Origin of the sequence: Vibrio splendidus, assembly GCF_001557875.1 — a bacterium.
Taxonomy (GTDB): Bacteria; Pseudomonadota; Gammaproteobacteria; order Enterobacterales; family Vibrionaceae; genus Vibrio; species Vibrio splendidus_F.
Genome location: NZ_LNRF01000015.1, coordinates 19,747 through 36,762 on the forward strand (window position 1 = coordinate 19,747; position 17,016 = coordinate 36,762).

At 45.5% G+C, this 17,016-nt stretch carries 13 protein-coding genes; 3 read left to right on the forward strand and 10 right to left on the reverse strand.

Going from position 1 to position 17,016, the window contains the following annotated elements; genetic code table 11:
- Positions 1 to 100: 100 nt before the first annotated feature.
- Both ATB74_RS22175 and ATB74_RS22180 read left to right on the forward strand, forming a co-directional pair.
- Positions 101 to 2,752 carry a beta-N-acetylhexosaminidase gene (locus ATB74_RS22175; protein ID WP_061019758.1) on the forward strand — a complete coding sequence of 884 codons (2,652 nt, stop codon included), beginning with the start codon at positions 101 to 103 and terminating at the stop codon, positions 2,750 to 2,752.
- Positions 2,753 to 3,288: 536 nt separating this feature from the next.
- Positions 3,289 to 3,945, forward strand: a complete 657-nt coding sequence (locus ATB74_RS22180; protein ID WP_060983594.1) for an oligogalacturonate-specific porin KdgM family protein — start codon at positions 3,289 to 3,291, stop codon at positions 3,943 to 3,945.
- 246 nt (positions 3,946 to 4,191) lie between these two features.
- Here the strand turns inward: ATB74_RS22180 and ATB74_RS22185 are convergent, their stop codons facing one another.
- Entirely contained in the window at positions 4,192 to 4,632 is a 441-nt protein-coding gene (locus ATB74_RS22185; protein ID WP_060983595.1) for a DUF411 domain-containing protein, read from the reverse strand.
- Complete coding sequence (locus tag ATB74_RS22190) at positions 4,622 to 7,435, reverse strand: heavy metal translocating P-type ATPase (protein ID WP_081090164.1); 2,814 nt, start codon at positions 7,433 to 7,435, stop codon at positions 4,622 to 4,624. The genes ATB74_RS22185 and ATB74_RS22190 overlap by 11 nt, the downstream gene beginning before the upstream one ends.
- A gap of 302 nt (positions 7,436 to 7,737) precedes the next feature.
- Between ATB74_RS22190 and gltX the strand changes: the two genes are divergently transcribed.
- Positions 7,738 to 9,165: a glutamate--tRNA ligase gene (gene gltX, locus ATB74_RS22195; RefSeq protein WP_017069020.1), complete on the forward strand. Its 1,428-nt coding sequence runs from the start codon at positions 7,738 to 7,740 to the stop codon at positions 9,163 to 9,165.
- 86 nt (positions 9,166 to 9,251) lie between these two features.
- Here the strand turns inward: gltX and ATB74_RS22200 are convergent, their stop codons facing one another.
- From ATB74_RS22200 to ATB74_RS22235, 8 genes are read right to left on the reverse strand one after another with little or no spacing between them, the layout of a single operon-like run.
- The gene (locus ATB74_RS22200) at positions 9,252 to 10,475 is read right to left on the reverse strand and encodes a beta-ketoacyl-ACP synthase (RefSeq protein ID WP_060983598.1); all 1,224 of its coding nucleotides are present in this window, start codon (positions 10,473 to 10,475) and stop codon (positions 9,252 to 9,254) included.
- Positions 10,472 to 11,197 carry a 3-ketoacyl-ACP reductase FabG2 gene (locus ATB74_RS22205; protein ID WP_017085315.1) on the reverse strand — a complete coding sequence of 242 codons (726 nt, stop codon included), beginning with the start codon at positions 11,195 to 11,197 and terminating at the stop codon, positions 10,472 to 10,474. The genes ATB74_RS22200 and ATB74_RS22205 overlap by 4 nt, the downstream gene beginning before the upstream one ends.
- On the reverse strand, positions 11,194 to 11,658 hold the full coding sequence (locus ATB74_RS22210) for a hotdog family protein (RefSeq protein ID WP_061019760.1): 465 nt from the start codon (positions 11,656 to 11,658) through the stop codon (positions 11,194 to 11,196). Before ATB74_RS22210 ends, ATB74_RS22205 begins: the two co-directional genes overlap by 4 nt.
- Positions 11,651 to 12,850, reverse strand: coding sequence for a beta-ketoacyl-[acyl-carrier-protein] synthase family protein (locus ATB74_RS22215; protein ID WP_061019761.1), 1,200 nt, complete (start codon positions 12,848 to 12,850; stop codon positions 11,651 to 11,653). The genes ATB74_RS22210 and ATB74_RS22215 overlap by 8 nt, the downstream gene beginning before the upstream one ends.
- Positions 12,851 to 12,855: 5 nt before the next feature.
- The gene (locus ATB74_RS22220; protein ID WP_061019762.1) at positions 12,856 to 13,479 is read right to left on the reverse strand and encodes a DUF3261 domain-containing protein; all 624 of its coding nucleotides are present in this window, start codon (positions 13,477 to 13,479) and stop codon (positions 12,856 to 12,858) included.
- Positions 13,476 to 15,848: an MMPL family transporter gene (locus tag ATB74_RS22225; RefSeq protein ID WP_061019763.1), complete on the reverse strand. Its 2,373-nt coding sequence runs from the start codon at positions 15,846 to 15,848 to the stop codon at positions 13,476 to 13,478. The genes ATB74_RS22220 and ATB74_RS22225 overlap by 4 nt, the downstream gene beginning before the upstream one ends.
- Entirely contained in the window at positions 15,820 to 16,506 is a 687-nt protein-coding gene (locus ATB74_RS22230; RefSeq protein WP_061019764.1) for a LolA family protein, read from the reverse strand. Before ATB74_RS22230 ends, ATB74_RS22225 begins: the two co-directional genes overlap by 29 nt.
- A complete protein-coding gene (locus ATB74_RS22235; RefSeq protein ID WP_060983604.1) occupies positions 16,493 to 16,996 on the reverse strand; it encodes an acyl-CoA thioesterase in 504 nt (167 codons plus the stop codon). The genes ATB74_RS22230 and ATB74_RS22235 overlap by 14 nt, the downstream gene beginning before the upstream one ends.
- Positions 16,997 to 17,016: the final 20 nt, after the last annotated feature.

Here is a 17,016-nt window from a genome sequence, read left to right on the forward strand (position 1 = left end):
GATTTAATTCACGGCAAAAAATAAGCCCATATAGTTTAGTTAACTTTCGAAGCGCTCCAATTTGCTTCTTACTCAATTTTTAAATTTATGGGTGAATACGATGTTGAAGAGAAACTTACTATCTGTAGCGGTACTGGCTGGTTTGACGGGTTGTGCTATAACACAAGCACCAGAACAAAAGGTGGTTAATGCACTGGCTGATAACCTTGATGTGCAATATGAAATCTTGACTAACCACGGTGCAAACGAAGGCATGGCTTGTCAGGATTTAGGCGCAGAGTGGGCATCATGTAATAAAGTAAACATGACGTTAACTAACGATGGTGAAGCAATTGACTCTAAAGATTGGACCATCTACTTCCACAGTATTCGCCTTATCTTAGATGTTGATAATGAGCAGTTTAAAATAACTCGCGTAACCGGTGACTTACATAAGTTAGAACCAACCGAAAAATTTGATGGTTTCGCTGCGGGTGAAGAAGTGATTCTTCCACTGACGAGTGAATACTGGCAGTTGTTTGAAACTGACTTTATGCCGGGTGCATTCGTAACGGCACCAAACGCAGAACCTAAGATGATTGCTTCATTGAATACAGAAGATGTCGCGTCGTTCGTAACAGGTTTGGAAGGAAACAACCTAAAGCGTACACCTGATGACAACAACGTAATGGCGACTGCTGTTACGCGTTTCGAAAAGAATGCGGATCTAGCAACGCAAGACGTATCAACCACTTTATTACCAACGCCAATGTCGGTAGAAGTCGGTGAAGGTTCAGTTAGCATTGCTGGTGGTATTGCCCTACCTAAAGACGCATTCGACGCTGAGCAATTCGCAGCAATTGAAGAACGTGCAGATGTGGTAAACGTAGATGTGAGTGGCGACCTACCTGTGAGTGTCGCTGTTGTTCCTACTCAGTTTACGGGTGATTTAGCGAAATCTGGCGCTTATGAACTAAGCATCTCGGAAGAGGGGATTGCAATTAAAGCGTTTGATAAAACCGGCGCTTTCTACGCAGCTCAGTCTATTTTTGGCCTAATAGATAGTCAGAACGCTGAATCATTACCACAACTGTCGATCCAAGATGCTCCACGCTTTGATTACCGTGGTGTGATGGTGGATGTTGCTCGAAACTTCCATTCAAAAGATGCCATCCTAGCAACGCTAGAGCAAATGGCAGCCTACAAGATGAACAAACTGCACCTTCACTTAACGGATGATGAAGGCTGGCGTTTAGAAATCCCAGGTTTACCAGAGCTAACGGATGTAGGGTCTAATCGTTGTTTCGATTTGGAAGAGCAAAGCTGTTTACTGCCTCAGCTAGGTTCAGGTCCAACAACAGACAACTTCGGCTCTGGCTTCTTTAGTAAAGCGGATTACGTCGAGATCTTAAGCTACGCAAAAGCGCGCAGCATCGAAGTTATTCCAGAGATTGATATGCCAGCACACGCTCGTTCTGCTGTGGTATCAATGGAAGCACGTTACACTCGCCTAATGGCGGAAGGTAAAGAAGCGGAAGCGAACGAATACCGTCTGATGGATCCACAAGATACGTCGAATGTAACCACGGTTCAGTTCTACGATAAGCAAAGCTTCATCAACCCATGTATGGAATCTTCAACTCACTTTGTTGATAAAGTGATTTCTGAAGTGGCGGCCATGCACCAAGAAGCGGGTGTTCCGCTAACGACTTGGCACTTTGGTGGCGATGAAGCGAAAAACATCAAGTTAGGTGCTGGCTTACAAGATATTAATGCAGAAGACAAAGTGGCATGGAAAGGTAACATTGACTTATCTAAGCAAGACAAGCCATTCCAGCAGTCTCCACAGTGTCAGAAATTAATTGCAGACGGTACAGTAAGTGATTTCGGTCACCTGCCAAGCCACTTTGCAGAACAGGTGTCTAAGATTGTTGCTGAGAAGGGTATTCCACACTTCCAAGCGTGGCAAGATGGCCTGAAATACAGTGAAGGTGAAGAGGCATTTGCAACAGAAAGTACGCGCGTTAACTTCTGGGATGTTCTTTACTGGGGCGGTACTTCATCAGTTTACGACTGGTCTGCGAAAGGTTATGACGTAATTGTTTCTAACCCAGATTACGTATACATGGATATGCCATACGAAGTGGATGCTGCAGAACGTGGTTACTACTGGGCAACGCGTGCAACCGATACTCGTAAGATGTTTGGCTTTGCTCCAGAGAACATGCCACAAAACGCAGAAACGTCATTAGACCGTGACGGCAATGGCTTCAGTGGTAAAGGTGAGATTGAAGCGAAACCTTTCTACGGTTTGTCAGCGCAGCTTTGGTCTGAAACAGTACGTACGGACGAGCAGTATGAATACATGGTATTCCCACGCGTTCTTGCAGCAGCTGAGCGTGCATGGCACCGAGCTGATTGGGAAAATGACTACAAAGTGGGCGTTGAGTACTCTCAAGGTACTGACTTAGTGAATAAGCAGGCTCTAAACAACGACTTTAATCGTTTTGCGAATATTGTTGGCCAACGTGAGCTGGCTAAGTTAGAAAAAGCGGGTATTGATTACCGACTACCAGTTCCAGGTGCAAAAGTGGTTGATGGCAAGCTTGCAATGAACATTCAGTTCCCAGGCGTCGAGCTGCAATACTCTGCTGATGGCGAAAACTGGCTAACGTATGATGAGCAACAACGTCCATCGGTTTCTGGTGAAACTTACATCCGTTCTATTTCAGAAAGTGGTGAGAAAGTAAGTCGAGTAACGTCAGTTAAATAATCGATAAGCACTGTTATTAGTAGAAGAGCTCCCGAACTTTATCTTACCCAAGATAAAACGGGAGCTCTTTTTATTCGCCGCGAATTAGGCTCTTCTACAAAACTGAAACATATAGAAATCGACTTTGTTTATATCGTCAACAATGCACATAAGGTGACTTTCATCCCAAAAGTGACGAGCTTCTCATTATTCTCTTCAAAAAATAAGTCTCCTATAAAAAACTCTAAATCAGGTGTGATTCATCTATCTAAATCTAATTTTTCTTCGTGAAATAACGTGATCCCGATCTGTGATTTTTTCCATCTTAAGTTTTTTATCAATTTTTATGTTTTTAAGTTGTTGATTTTTAGGTGTTAAATAACTTGTCTTTTTTTGATAGTGAGAGGGATCACTCTGCTTGCTCTTTTATTTTGAAACGCAAATTAATTCGAGCAACATAGATTCCATGCCAGGGAGGCTACCAATTACTCAAGCGGTGAAGGTGAATGATATACCGAAGATATGCCGCTGAAAAAATCAAACTAAGGCAGTTTACTATGAAAAAAATTATCGCTCTAAGTGCTCTTTCTCTTGCTTTCGCTTCTAGTGCTTTTGCTGGTTCTTCTTACGTTACAGGTAACGTTCAATTTCACTCTGATTTCCAACCAAACGCTACGTCTACTCTAGAAGCTGGCCACACGTTTGACTCTGGTACAACGCTACTAACAGAGTTCGATGGTATCTCTCTTGGTAAGTACGACAATGACGCAATCCAAGATAGCGGTCTAGGTAACTCTCCATACATCACTTTAGGTGTTGAGCAGATGTACAACATCAATGACAACCTATGGGTTGCTGCTGGTTACCACCACCTACTAAACAACGGTGAAACAGTTCAGTACCGTCCACTAGTTAAGATTGGCTACAACTTTGATAACGGTATCTCAATCAGCAACCGTACTCGTTACCACGCAATGGAAGATAGCAAAGCTGACGACCAAACTCGCTTTGATAACCGTATCGGTTACGCAGTAAATGCTGAACTAGCTCTAAGCTACAACAACGTATACGTAATCAGCGATGCTGATAACACAATGGACCACGAGCTTCGTGCTACATGGACTCGTCAAGGCGTTCAACCTTACTTTGAGTACCGTAACCAAGCTGACAACGAAAACAATGCATTTGTATTCGGTGCTTCTTACGGCTTCTAAGCTGATTCACTTGGCTACTTAGTCAATTAGATTGTTAGCCAAGTGAGCTTCTTTGCTAACTAGCTTGTTTGCGAATTAGTGAGGAAATATAGCAGCACTAACAGACCGGTTGGTGCCGCGACAAGATTTGCTTTACTGTCCAAAAGCAAAGAGCCTAGCAAGTAAACCACAGTCTTGGGTTTTCTTAATGCTAGGCTCTATTTTTATGACTTCATTTTTTGAATGTCATGTCGGTTACCTTACATTCTACTTTCCATTGTAGTGACGGTATTCAAACACCTGACCTTTCTCGTTAAACGCGTACACTGAATACTCGTCTTTCTTATCGCCATATTCCATGCCCGGTGAGCCCATTGGCATACCTGGAACTGCTAAACCAATTGCATTGCGTGGCGGGTTTTCTAAAAAGGCTTTAACATCATCAGCCGGAATGTGTCCTTCAAATACGTAACCATCGATCTCTGCAGTGTGGCAAGAGGCTAGCTCTTGTGTTACCCCTAGTTTCTGCTTGATTGGATTCATATCATCGTGGAGCTTCTCTGTAACATCGAACCCAGCATCTCGCATATGTTCAGTCCATTCTGTACAGCAGCCGCAATATGGAGACTTATGGTTTAGAACATCAGTAGCTAGAGCTTGTCCTGAAATTGCAGCGAGTGCAGTAAGAGTCATAATTTTACGAATCATGGTTAACCTCATGAATATGGTTTTTGTTGATATTAGAATGAGTGGGTTTGAACAGTCTTAATCTGTTGGCATTGCTTACTACCGTGATTGACGACATAGCCATCGCAGCGCCTGCAACGACAGGGCTAAGCAGAAATCCGAAAAATGGGTAGAGCACACCGGCGGCGATAGGAATGCCAAGCGAGTTATAGATGAAGGCGCCAAATAGGTTCTGCTTCATATTTTTCACTGTTGCTTGAGACAGCTCTATTGCATTACTCACGGATAGTGGTGACGAGTTGAGGAGTGTCATTTGCGCACTCTCGATGGCTACATCACTGCCACTACCCATCGCGATACCGATATCGGCTTGAGCGAGTGCTGGAGCATCGTTAATGCCATCTCCAACCATGGCAACACTCTTATATTGCTGTTGAAGCTGAACAATATGCTGAGCTTTCTGCTCTGGAAGCACTTCCGAGATAACCTCATCGATACCGACGTCTTTACCTATTGCTTGAGCCACAGAGTCGTTGTCGCCCGTTAATAGCACAGTGTGAATTCCGGCGGATTTTAGTTGAGCTATCGCCTGTTTGCTATCTATTTTTAACGCGTCTGAAATGCCCAATATGCCTTCCAGTTTTTGGTCAATCACAATGAAAATAGGCGTCCACGCTTGCGAGCGGCAAAGCTCGATGAAATCCGCGCCAATCTCTGTATTGATGCCTAATTGGGTTAGGTACTTAAGCGAGCCAACTTGCACGTTCTTGCCGTTAATTGTTGCTTGAACCCCAAGCCCTCGTTGGTTTTCAAATTCGCTGTGTGGGAGAGCTGACACTTCCAAGCTCTCTGCATATTGGCAAACGGCTTTGGCGAGTGGGTGTTCTGAACCGACTTCTACTGAATAAGCGTAAGCCAGTAATTCTTGTTCTAATAGATTGTGATAAAAAGCCTGCTGAACGCTTGGTTTCCCTTGGGTTAGGGTGCCTGTTTTATCAAACACAACAGCATCGATCTTGCTGGCAGACTGCAATACATCCGCATCTTTAATAAGAACGCCAAACTCAGCCGCTTTACCAACGCCAACAGTAATCGAAAGCGGTGTGGCTAAGCCTAATGCACATGGACAAGCGATGATCAGCACAGTGGTCGATACGACAAGCATGTAACTTGCACTTGGCTGCGGCCCTACAAAAAACCAAACTAAGGCGGCAACGGCAGCGATCACGACCACAACCGGAACGAAAACGGCTGAGATAGAATCGGCAAGCTTGGCGATTGCTGGTTTACTGCTTTGCGCTTGGCGAACCATTTGAATGATTCTAGCTAGCATGGTGCTTGAGCCAATCCCAGTCGCTTCAATAATTAAGCTACCATCACCATTAATGGTGCCCGCAGAAACGCCATCATTGATCGACTTTACGTTGGGAAGCGGTTCTCCGGTCAGCATCGATTCATCGATATAAGACTCACCCGATACCACGACACCATCAACCGGCACTTTTTCACCGGGTTTTACTCTTACTTGCATACCGACCTGAATCGTTTCTACGGCGATGGTTTGCTCTTTGCCATCGACGATAACCACCGCTTTTTGAGGCTGTAAGTTAATCAATGCCTGTAAAGATTTTGTGGTACGCGCTTTGGCTTTGGCTTCAATGTAATGACCCAACGAGATAAGACCGACAATCATCGCGCTCGCTTCAAAATAGACATGGCGTGATGCTTCTGGGAACCATGATGGAATAAGCACAACCAACATTGAGTAGAACCATGCTGCGCCTGTACCTAGAGCGACTAGTGTGTCCATGGTAGCGCGCTTGTGCATCAGTGATTGCCAAGCATTAGTGAAGAAGCTGCGTCCAGAGGTGGCTAGCAGCACTAAACAAACCACACCGATTAACCCCCAAGCTAGTTGGTCGCTGAATGTCGCAATGGTCATGCTGCCACCGAACATGCCCCAAGCCATCAGCGGAGCACCGATAACCAGCGCACTTACGGAGTTTCTAAGGAAGGCTTGTTGAGTACGAAGTTGCTGTTCTTGCTGTTTTTGTTGTTGAGTCGCTGCATCGTCGACAAACTCGGCGCCATAACCTGCAGCTTTAACCGATTGGATGAGCTCGTTTTCGATAAGATCTCGTGTTTTAGAGGTGAAAACCAGAGCCGTTTGCTCGGCTAGGTTAATCTGAGCTTGGTCGACGAACTCATTGTTTTTCAGTGCTTTTTCTACCGAAGAGACACAGCTCGCACACGTCATTCCCTCAAGAACAAGGTGATAGGTATATTGGCTGGCAACGGGTTCAGTTAAAGTTGCTTCTGTAGGCGCCAGTTTTTTATCTTCTTCTAAATCTGAACTCGATGAAAGGTTATTCGTTTCAGAGTAGGGAGCTGCGTGATAACCCACACTCTCGACCAGCTCAATAACCTCGGATTCAGAAAGCAGAGTAACCAGTGATAACTCCTGTTTGCTCACTTCTAGGTTTGATACTTGATCGGTTTGTTGAAGCGCTTGAGACAGTTTGCTCACACACTTTCCGCAGCTGAGGCCGGATAGTGAAAGGTGCAGCTGATTACCCATAGAATAGCCAAGAGTCGCTAACTGTTCGTTGAGATGAGTGTAGCTATAAGGAGTCGAAATATCGATGTGGGTTGGCGATATGTCATTGATCGTCGTGTTGTTGAGATCGCCAAACAATGTGCGGACTTTCTTTGCACAACCCATGCAATTTAGGCCGTTGAGCGCGGTTGCGTAGTGGTTCATATCGATACTCCAATTCTCATCTACGCCTAACATAAACCTTCCCGTAAGGGTAAGGTCAAACATAAATTCAAGAATTTGATCTTAGTAGAATATGAATGAGTGAGTTACGTTTGTGGATACGGGGGAAACTAAAGTAAAGCGTGGTTTCTATTTATTGGTTACAGGCTGTAGATTTTCGATTTCGAAGCTGGATTTAGCCTTTCTACACTCGCTTTCGCATAAGATCAGCACATTAATCATTCACTACTGATTGTAGATTTAAGCGGTGGTGATAAAATAGCGCCCAAAATTTAGTGATATTTGTCTGTTGCAGGCTTTGTAATAGCGATCACTAAAAGAATCACCTACATAATCAAGGTATTTAAATGACGGTTAAAACTCGTTTTGCTCCTAGCCCAACTGGCTATCTTCACGTTGGTGGTGCACGTACTGCACTTTACTCTTGGCTATTCGCTAAGAACCAAGGTGGTGAATTCGTTCTACGTATCGAAGACACGGACCTTGAGCGTAACTCTCAAGAAGCGGTTGATGCAATTCTAGAAGGCATGCAATGGATGGGTATGGAATGGGACGAAGGTCCTTACTACCAATCTAAGCGTTTTGACCGTTACAACGAAATGGTTGATAAGCTACTTGCTGAAGACAAAGCATTCAAATGCTACGCGTCTAAAGAACTGCTTGATGAAATTCGTGCAGAGCAAGAAGAAAACAAAGAAATGGCTCGTTACGATGCTAACCACCCTAAAATTGTTGCAGCAAACGAAGCAGCAAAAGAAGGTGATGCATGTGTTATCCGTTTCCGTAACCCAAAAGAAGGCAGCGTAGTATTTGATGACCAAATCCGTGGTCGCATTGAAATTGCGAACAGCCAACTTGATGACCTAATCATTCGTCGTACAGACGGTGCACCAACATACAACTTCGTAGTGGTTGTGGATGACTGGGATATGGGTATTACACACGTTGTTCGTGGTGAAGATCACATCAACAACACACCTCGTCAAATCAATATCTATGAAGCACTAGGCGCGCCAGTTCCAACTTTCGCTCACTGTGCAATGATTCTTGGTGATGACGGTGCAAAACTTTCTAAGCGTCACGGTGCTGTTTCTGTAATGCAATACCGCGACGAAGGTTATCTGCCAAATGCACTAAACAACTACCTAGTTCGTTTAGGTTGGTCTCACGGTGACCAAGAGATCTTCTCTCAAGAAGAGATGATTGAATTCTTCAGCCTGAACGCTATCAGCAAGTCTGCTTCTGCATTCAACACTGATAAGTTGCTTTGGTTGAACAACCACTACATCAAGACTTCTGAGCCTGAGTACGTTGCTAAATATCTGCAATGGCACCTAGACGCACAGAAGATCGATACAACAAACGGCCCGGCTATCACTGAAGTGATCAAGCTAGTTGGCGAGCGTTGTAACACGCTTATCGAACTTGCTGAGCAATCTCGTTACTTCTATGAAGATTTCTCTGAGTTTGAAGCTGGCGCAGCGAAGAAGCACCTACGTGGTGTTGCTAAAGGCCCACTAGAGCTTGCTCTTGCTAAGGTTGAAGCACTTGAAGATTTCACTACTGCAAACATCAAAGATGGTGTGATTGCAGCAGTATGTGAAGAACTAGAGATCGGCATGGGTAAAATCGGCATGCCACTTCGCGTAGCAGTAACAGGCGGTGGTCAGTCTCCTTCTGTTGATGCAGTGATGGAGCTTGTTGGTAAAGAGCGCGTAATCGCTCGCATCAAAATGGCTCTTGAGTTCATCGCTGAGCGTGAAGCTAACGCTTAATTGAGCGATTGCTATAATCAAAAAAGGGTCAGTAACTTGGTTACTGACCCTTTTTATTTGTCTTGAGTTTTGTCTAATAAATAAACTTAAATCTTTTTGAAGATAATAGATGTATTAATGCCGCCAAAGGCAAAGTTGTTGCTCATCAGATATTCAACATCCAATTCGCGACCAGAACCTGTAATGTAATCGAGTTTGCCGCAGCGTTCGTCGATGTTCTCAAGGTTTAAGGTTGGGCTGAACCAGCCGGAATGCATCATCTCCAAGCTTAACCAAGCTTCAATTGCACCACATGCGCCAAGCGTATGGCCGAAGTAGCTTTTCAATGAACTGATTGGCACTTCTCCGAAAATATTTGCCGTCGCATTACTCTCTGCAATATCGCCTTTTTCAGTTGCCGTTCCGTGTGCAGAAACATAGCCAATTTTCTCAGCTGGAAGTTGTGCGTCTCTCAGTGCTTTTTCCATACAGATTTGCATGGTTTCCATCTGAGGTTGGGTCACATGGGCTGCATCGCAGTTGCTGGCAAAACCGATGATCTCAGCGTAGATTTTTGCACCACGAGCGACTGCATGTTCATATTCTTCAAGAACAAGCGTGCCAGCACCTTCACCGATAACGAGGCCGTCGCGCTCACTGTCGTAAGGGCTAGGGGATTTTTCTGGTGTGTCGTTTTTTAAACTGGTAGCAAAAAGGGTGTCGAAAACGGCAGACTCAGTTGGGCATAGTTCTTCACCACCACCGGCAACCATCACGGTTTGGTAGCCGTGTTTAATTGCTTCATAGGCGTAACCAATGGCTTGGCTTCCTGAAGTACACGCACTACTGGTGGGAATCACGCGACCGCGCAGACCAAAGAATAGACCTACGTTGACAGCAGCGGTGTGTGGCATCATTTGAACGTAAGTGGTTGCGGTAATCGCGCGTGTCGATTTCTCGTTAAGCATCACGCCAAACGCACCAACGGCATCAGTACTGCCGGTTGAAGAACCGTAAGCGATTCCGGTTTCGCCATTGGTTAATACATCGTGACCAATTAAGCCTGCTTGTCCTAAAGCATTTTCTGTCGCAACGGTAGCTAGGCGCGATACACGACCCATGCCACGCACTTGCTTACGCTTATAGTGTTTTGGCAGTTGAAAGTCATCAATTGGTGCGGCAAGCTTAGTGTTTAGACCATCATATTGCTCGAAGCTTGGCATATATTGGGTTGCATTTTCACAGGCTTTTAGCTTTGGCTCTATCTGTTGCCAGTCGTTACCAAAAGCAGTAACACCAGACATTCCAGTTACAACAACGCGGCGGGTCATACTAAGCCTCCATTAACAGAAATTACTTGGCGAGTTACGTAGCCTGCAATATCAGACATTAGGTAGCTGACTAGGCCTGCCACTTCTTCCGGCTCACCCATTCGGCGCAGTGGTACTTGAGGAAGCGCATGATCTTTCACGTGCTCGTCAACCATACCGGTATCGATTAAGCCTGGGGCGACACAGTTCACGGTGATCTTGCGTTTTGCGAGCTCTAGAGCAAGGGACTTAGTTGCCCCAATCACACCAGCTTTCGCTGCAGCATAGTTAGTTTGTCCGCGGTTACCCATGATGCCTGATACAGACGCTAGAGTGACGATGCGGCCGCCTTTGCGCTTTTGAACCATAGGCATCACACACGGGTGGAGCACATTGTAGAAGCTGTCGAGGTTGGTATGAATCACGCCGTCCCACTCTTCTTCTGTCATGGCTGGAAATGCGGTGTCACGAGTAATGCCCGCGTTGTTCACGACACCATAGTAAGCACCATGTTCAGCGATATCAGACTCAAGTTTTTCGCGACACTCGCTGCGGTTGCTGATATCAAATTGGATAAGACGTCCAGCACCACCCAGTTCGGTGATCGACTGCAATGTCTCTTCAGCGCCTTGCTTGTCACCCATGTAATGAACGGCGATTTCAAATCCGTCTTTCGCGAGTTGAATAGCGATCGCTTTACCAATACCTTTGCTGGCACCGGTGACTAAAACCTGACGGGTCATGATGGGCTCCTAGTTTTCATTTCTTGTAATTTTTGTTCGGTCGGCACGTAGACGTTGAGCTGGCATTGAGCCACCAACTCGCCTTGGTCTTCTACTCTGGCAGTAAACACGGCCATGCCACTGTCTTCCATAAGCTGTTCGGCATAGACGTCAAGGGTCTGACCTTGAGTAAACTCATCACACAGTGATTTGTAGCGACGAGAACCGAGCAGGAAGCCGATAGGGGGAGTGGTGCCGTTTTTGATTGCATGATATCCAGACCACGCAGCCACTGACTGCGCCATAAACTCGATGCCGACATAAGCAGGGACCGTTTGAGAGTCGGTATTAAAGAATAGATTATGGTCACCAATATCGACCTGACAGTGGATAGACAACGCCTCTACGCTGATAGCACGATCGATTAATATCATCGGATCATCGTGTGGGAGAAGTTGGTCTACAGAAGGGATATCAGTCATTTACTACACCAAAAATCAGGCTAACGTTGTTACCACCAAAAGCGAATGAGTTGCTTAAGATGTTCTTTACTTTAAGTTTCTGAGTACAGTTTACCAAATCAATCTCAATATCTTCAGCTTTATCCTGACATTTTTGTAAGGGAAGCGGTAAGTCATATTTCAAAATATGCCACGCAATTGCAGCCTCTATCGCACTTGCGGCTCCAAGAGTATGCCCTGTGAGCGGCTTGGTTGAGCTAACGGGAACCTTGTTTGCAAAAATACGATGAATGGCTTTGCTTTCCATTGAATCATTGAGTGGCGTTGCGGTGCCATGGGCATTGATATAACCGATCTCCTCTGCTTGTAATTGAGCAGAATCTAACGCTTTTCTCATCGCTTGCTCGGCACCGTTTCCTTCTGGATGAGGCGCTGAAATATGGTGTGCATCAGAGCTATCACCACAGCCTAATAAGGCAATGTTTGACGTGCCTTGCGTTGTCTTAACTCTGGTTGGGATGGTCTTGCTGAGCAACATAAACGCCGCTGCTTCTCCGATGTTGATGCCATCACGAGAGGCGCTAAACGGCTTACAATGTGTGGTTGAGAGTGCTTCTAGGCCATGGAAACCATTCAGCGTTAGCTTACACAAAGTATCGACGCCGCCTACTAGCACTGCATCTGCCATTCCAGAATCTAACAAACGTTGAGCGGTAAGAAATACACGGCCACTGGATGAACAGGCGGTCGAGATCGCGTAGCTCGGGCCGGTTAATGAGCAGTATTGGCTAACGAACTCGGAAGTGTTCCCTAGCTCTTGTTTTGAGTAGTGATAATGCTCGGGAAAAGAACCTTGGTCGAGTTTGTGCTTAAAAGCGGCCTCACCGTCCGATATCCCAGAGGTGCTGGTGCCGATAACTACGGCAACGCGCTCGGCGCTAAATTGTGATTTTGCTTGCTCAATTGAATCTTTGATTTGATTAAGAGCCGATAATGCCAGTTGATTGTTGCGAGTGGCGTATTGCGCGAGAGTGGATGGAATCTCTGGCAGTTCACTCGCGATTTTGCCAACGACAGTGTGCTTACCGTCGTTCAGCATATCGCTTACTTCAACCATGTTTGGTTCACGCTCGTCTTTGAGACAGCCATGAATGTCAGCAATACTTGAGCCTAGTGCTGAGTGGAAACCACAGTCTTGGATATAAATAGGCATAGTGTTTAGCTCTTACGTGGGTTAGCGACAATCGTTGAGTTCAACGTTTGTATGGTGATGGTGTAGCCTTGGATCAGATGCTTGAAAACAATCTCTCCAGAGATCTTTGGTTCGCCGACTTTTACTTGGTATTCAATACGAATGATGGCTTGCTGGTTGTCGTCAAAAACGGTTCTTGTTTTGTCGGTATCGACTAGGTGCCAACCTATATTTTGTAAAGGCTGAGCCCAGGCTTCAGCCGGCCATAGAGTCAACATTAAATTGAATAGCACCTGTTCGGGCTGTGGCAAAGTTGCGCCAAGCCCAGACAAAACCTGCGTATCAATCACTTGATTTTGATATTGCAGTGATAAGATGCGAGTACCCCAAGAAGAAAAACCCGCCAAAACCACTTTATCCGCTGTCACTTCGACTTGAACGGGAAGTTGCTGCGTGTCGGTTTCCCACGTGGCGCTGATGAGCTGACTGGCCGTGAGGGAGTATCCCAGTTCAGCTGGTAATGGTAGTGCTAGCTCGGTGTCATTGTTGATAGACACACTCGCGCCTGTAGGTTGCTGAGAAACCATCGAGCAGGCACTGAGCAGAATGCCCACTAGCGTGGCGAAGGTTACCTTTAATGTCTTGATCATCTAAAAGCCTCTCGAGAGGTTGGTCGTTCTACGCTTTTGCCACTGTTGATCGCGAGTGGAGAAAGTAGCCAAGCGACAAAAATCCCTGTCAGAACCGTCACCCCGAAGCTATGAATAGCGTGAGTCTGACTCAGCGACAGTAAGCCAAATGAAAGCAGCGTCGTGAGGCCGGATAAACTAATAGCGAGCAAGGTACTGAGCGATTTTTTCTGTTCGGCAAAGAATAAGGTGTAGTCGATGCCAATCCCTAAAATCAGAATCAAGCCTAGCAGATTAAACAGGTTCAATGTTGAACCTAAAATGCTAGTGACCGCTAAACCTGCTACGCCTGCAATTAATGAAGGCAACAGCATTAATAGGCTTTGCTTCACACCATAACGCCAGCCTAAAACCATCCCAATAGCCGCCAAGGCTATCAATAATAACTCGGTGATCTTGACTCTGTATTCCGCAAAGAGAGCAGAGATTTCATCGGCTTTATTGAGGTATTTAACACCTTGTTGCTGAGCAAAGCTTGAATCGAGCCATTGAGAGAACAGCTCTGAGTTTGTGACGTCTTTGATCAAAATGACCGATGCCGCTTGGCCGTCGATTGGATTTAACCAAAGTGGTCGAACAGGCTCTGAGACTGGAGACCCCAAAAACCCAGATACCGTAATTGCTTCGAACTTCGGTAATTCTGGAAAGCTAGGCCAACCTAAAGTGTTTTGTAAGATATGGCTTTGTTGGTTATAGAGTTGTTCAACCAATTGGTAGTTATCATGTTGTTCTTGCTTGCTTAACAAGTGTTGATTGATGCTACGATATCCGGAGATACCTTGTCGATCGACCAGGGAATCTAAGCTCGTGGTAACTTCTGCCAGTTTTTTGAGTAGCTTTTGATCACTCTTTGCGGTCACCAGCAGCATATTTTGACCATTGCCTAGCCCTGATATCTCAGTGATGGCTTGCTCTTGCTGTTTTAGTTGCTCTGGCATCGCCTGAAGTTGGCGGATATCGTCGTCGTAACGAACTTGACTGAGTGATATCAAGCTAACGATAGTTACCGTTAATGGTAAGCCAATTCTAAATTTTTGGTTGTTCCAGATACTTAACCAAGCATGCCAAAGCTTCGACAGGGGAAGTGGGCGCTCTTGGCTTGGTTTTACCGCTAAAACCGGATACCAACAGACCACACTGGCGTAAGCTGCGATAAGTCCAATCGACGAAAACAGAGCCAGTTGCTGTAAGCCTGGGAAAGGCGCGACCAACAGGCCTAGGTAGCCGATCAAGCTTGTAATCAGACCTAAGGTGATTGCAATGAAAATGTGCTTCAAGCCTTTGTCACTTTGCCATTTACTTCCAGCTGCCAAGCGGTCAGTCAGGTAGTGAAAGGAGTAATCGATAGATACGCCAATCAAGCTGGCACCGAACACCAAACTAAACAGATGAACTTTATCGAAGATAGCGACGGTGCTTGCCAGCGCAACCAATAATCCTGTACTGATTGAGAGCAAAGATAAGGCAAGTGGTAGGACACTACGAAATGTCAGCCACACTAATAAAATAACACCTGCCAATGAGCCCAAACCAATGGTACTGATTTCTGATTTCGCGCTTTCGGTACCGTAATTGGCGTAGAACACTACACCAGTATGCTGCACTTTGACACCAAACTGCTTTTCGACCTCGCGCTCAATTGAATCAAGATCTGGAAGTTGCTCTTGAATAGCCAAGCTATAAGGCGAACCTGCCAGAGTAGCCGTGACCAAAATATGAGTTTGTTCATTAGATTGAGCAGTGAGGTATCCTTCTTTCAATACAAAGTTACTTGATTGAAGGCCAACTGCACTGATGTAGTCGCGAAATAACAAAAATGGGTCGAGAGATAGCTCTGCTGCGGTGACGCCTGAGAACGGGTTGTACAGAGATTGAATGACGTATTGAGCACGCGATTCTGGTGCGTGACTCAGTGTTTCTTTTTGTTGCTGGGTCAGCAGTTGAGCTCGGTGACGAAAATAGAAATCGCTCCACTGGCTTTGAGTACTGGCGTTGATTCTACCTTGAACTTGTTTAAACAGAGCTGGCTGACTTGAAAAGGCTCTTTGGTTGAGGGCTTTTTCAAAAGCATCAGTCGCCACTATTGCTTGTTCTATGTCAGTAGCACTTAAGATAAACACGACTTGTTCGCTCATCGAACTGGATATCTGCTGAAATGCTTGTTCGACCATGGGGTCTTGCTGGTTTTCTGGCAGCAATTTCATGATGTTGCTTTCGATGGGTACTGAAGAAGAAAAAGCGAACTGTTTGAGCAACAGTCCACTAAATAGCACTACGATAACGAGCCAGACAAGGGCGAGCTTAGAGTTGAAATTGTTGTGCTTCGGCATCTGATAATACTTCCGGTTGATGGCTTAGCTGACTAAATTCGATCACTGTGCTATCTCCACGAATCTCTTTCAACTCGATACGTTCAATATCACTTTGTCCTTGCAGTGTGATGGCCTCAAACACTGCGTTCATTGGCGCACTCTTGGGAGTAAGAGTCAGTGCCCATGACTTTTTCTCTGTCTTTTTATCCGATCTTGTGGCCGTTGCGGGCTCAAAATCGAGTGCGAACTGTTCTTGAAGTTTTTGCGTGTCTCCATGAAACACTGACAAGAAGATATGGCTGAAATAAAATGCCATTGGGTTTTCTTTATCGGTGATGATTTTCGCGGGTTGATCGGCAAATCTTTGGCTCAACTTATTATCAGTGAGCACTAAGTTCACAGGAAACGGCGTTGTTTGTGTCCAAAGTAGGCCACTTGATTTGTCTAACAGGAATGTACCTTGTGACGTTAAAGGTTGGGCAAACATCTCCATATTGCGCGTTTGAGTAAACTCGCCACGAACAATGCTATTTTCACTCAACACAGTTTGTAGTTCTGAAATAGAACCAACGACAGCTGTGTTCTCCTTGGCACTGACAAGGCCGCTTACCATCATAGAAGTAAGCCCCAGCAGTGCGATGCTGATGTGTTTGCGACTACGTTTAAACAGACTCATGATTCACCTGCTGTGGGTTAGAGGTTTGCGTCTGATGTTCAGCTGCTAGAGGTAAGCAACCAAACTGGTGCCAGTGCTCAACTTTATCAGTAAACACTTTCGGTGAAGCGAAGCACATCTCTTGCTCTTCAATGGTCACGGCAACCTGCATGGTGTGAGCACGTGTCATGCGAGCGCCTGTGTTGGCATCGTGAACTTCATAATCAACACGCAGACGGTTTTCCCACTCAGTCAACCTAGCTGTTACCTTAATCTTGTGATTAAACGGTATCGCCTTAATGTATTTTACGCGGGTATCGATGATAGGCCACATGTAGCCGGAATCCTTCATCTCATGGTAGTTGTACTCAATCTTATCCATCATGATGCGCCTTACTTCTTCAAAGAATCGGAAGTAGTTGCCGTGATAGATCACACCCATAGGGTCGGCATCTTGAAATGAGGTGATAAGCGTCACCTCAGATTGTAATGGATGAAGGATTTCAGACATAAATCGCTCTCAACAATATT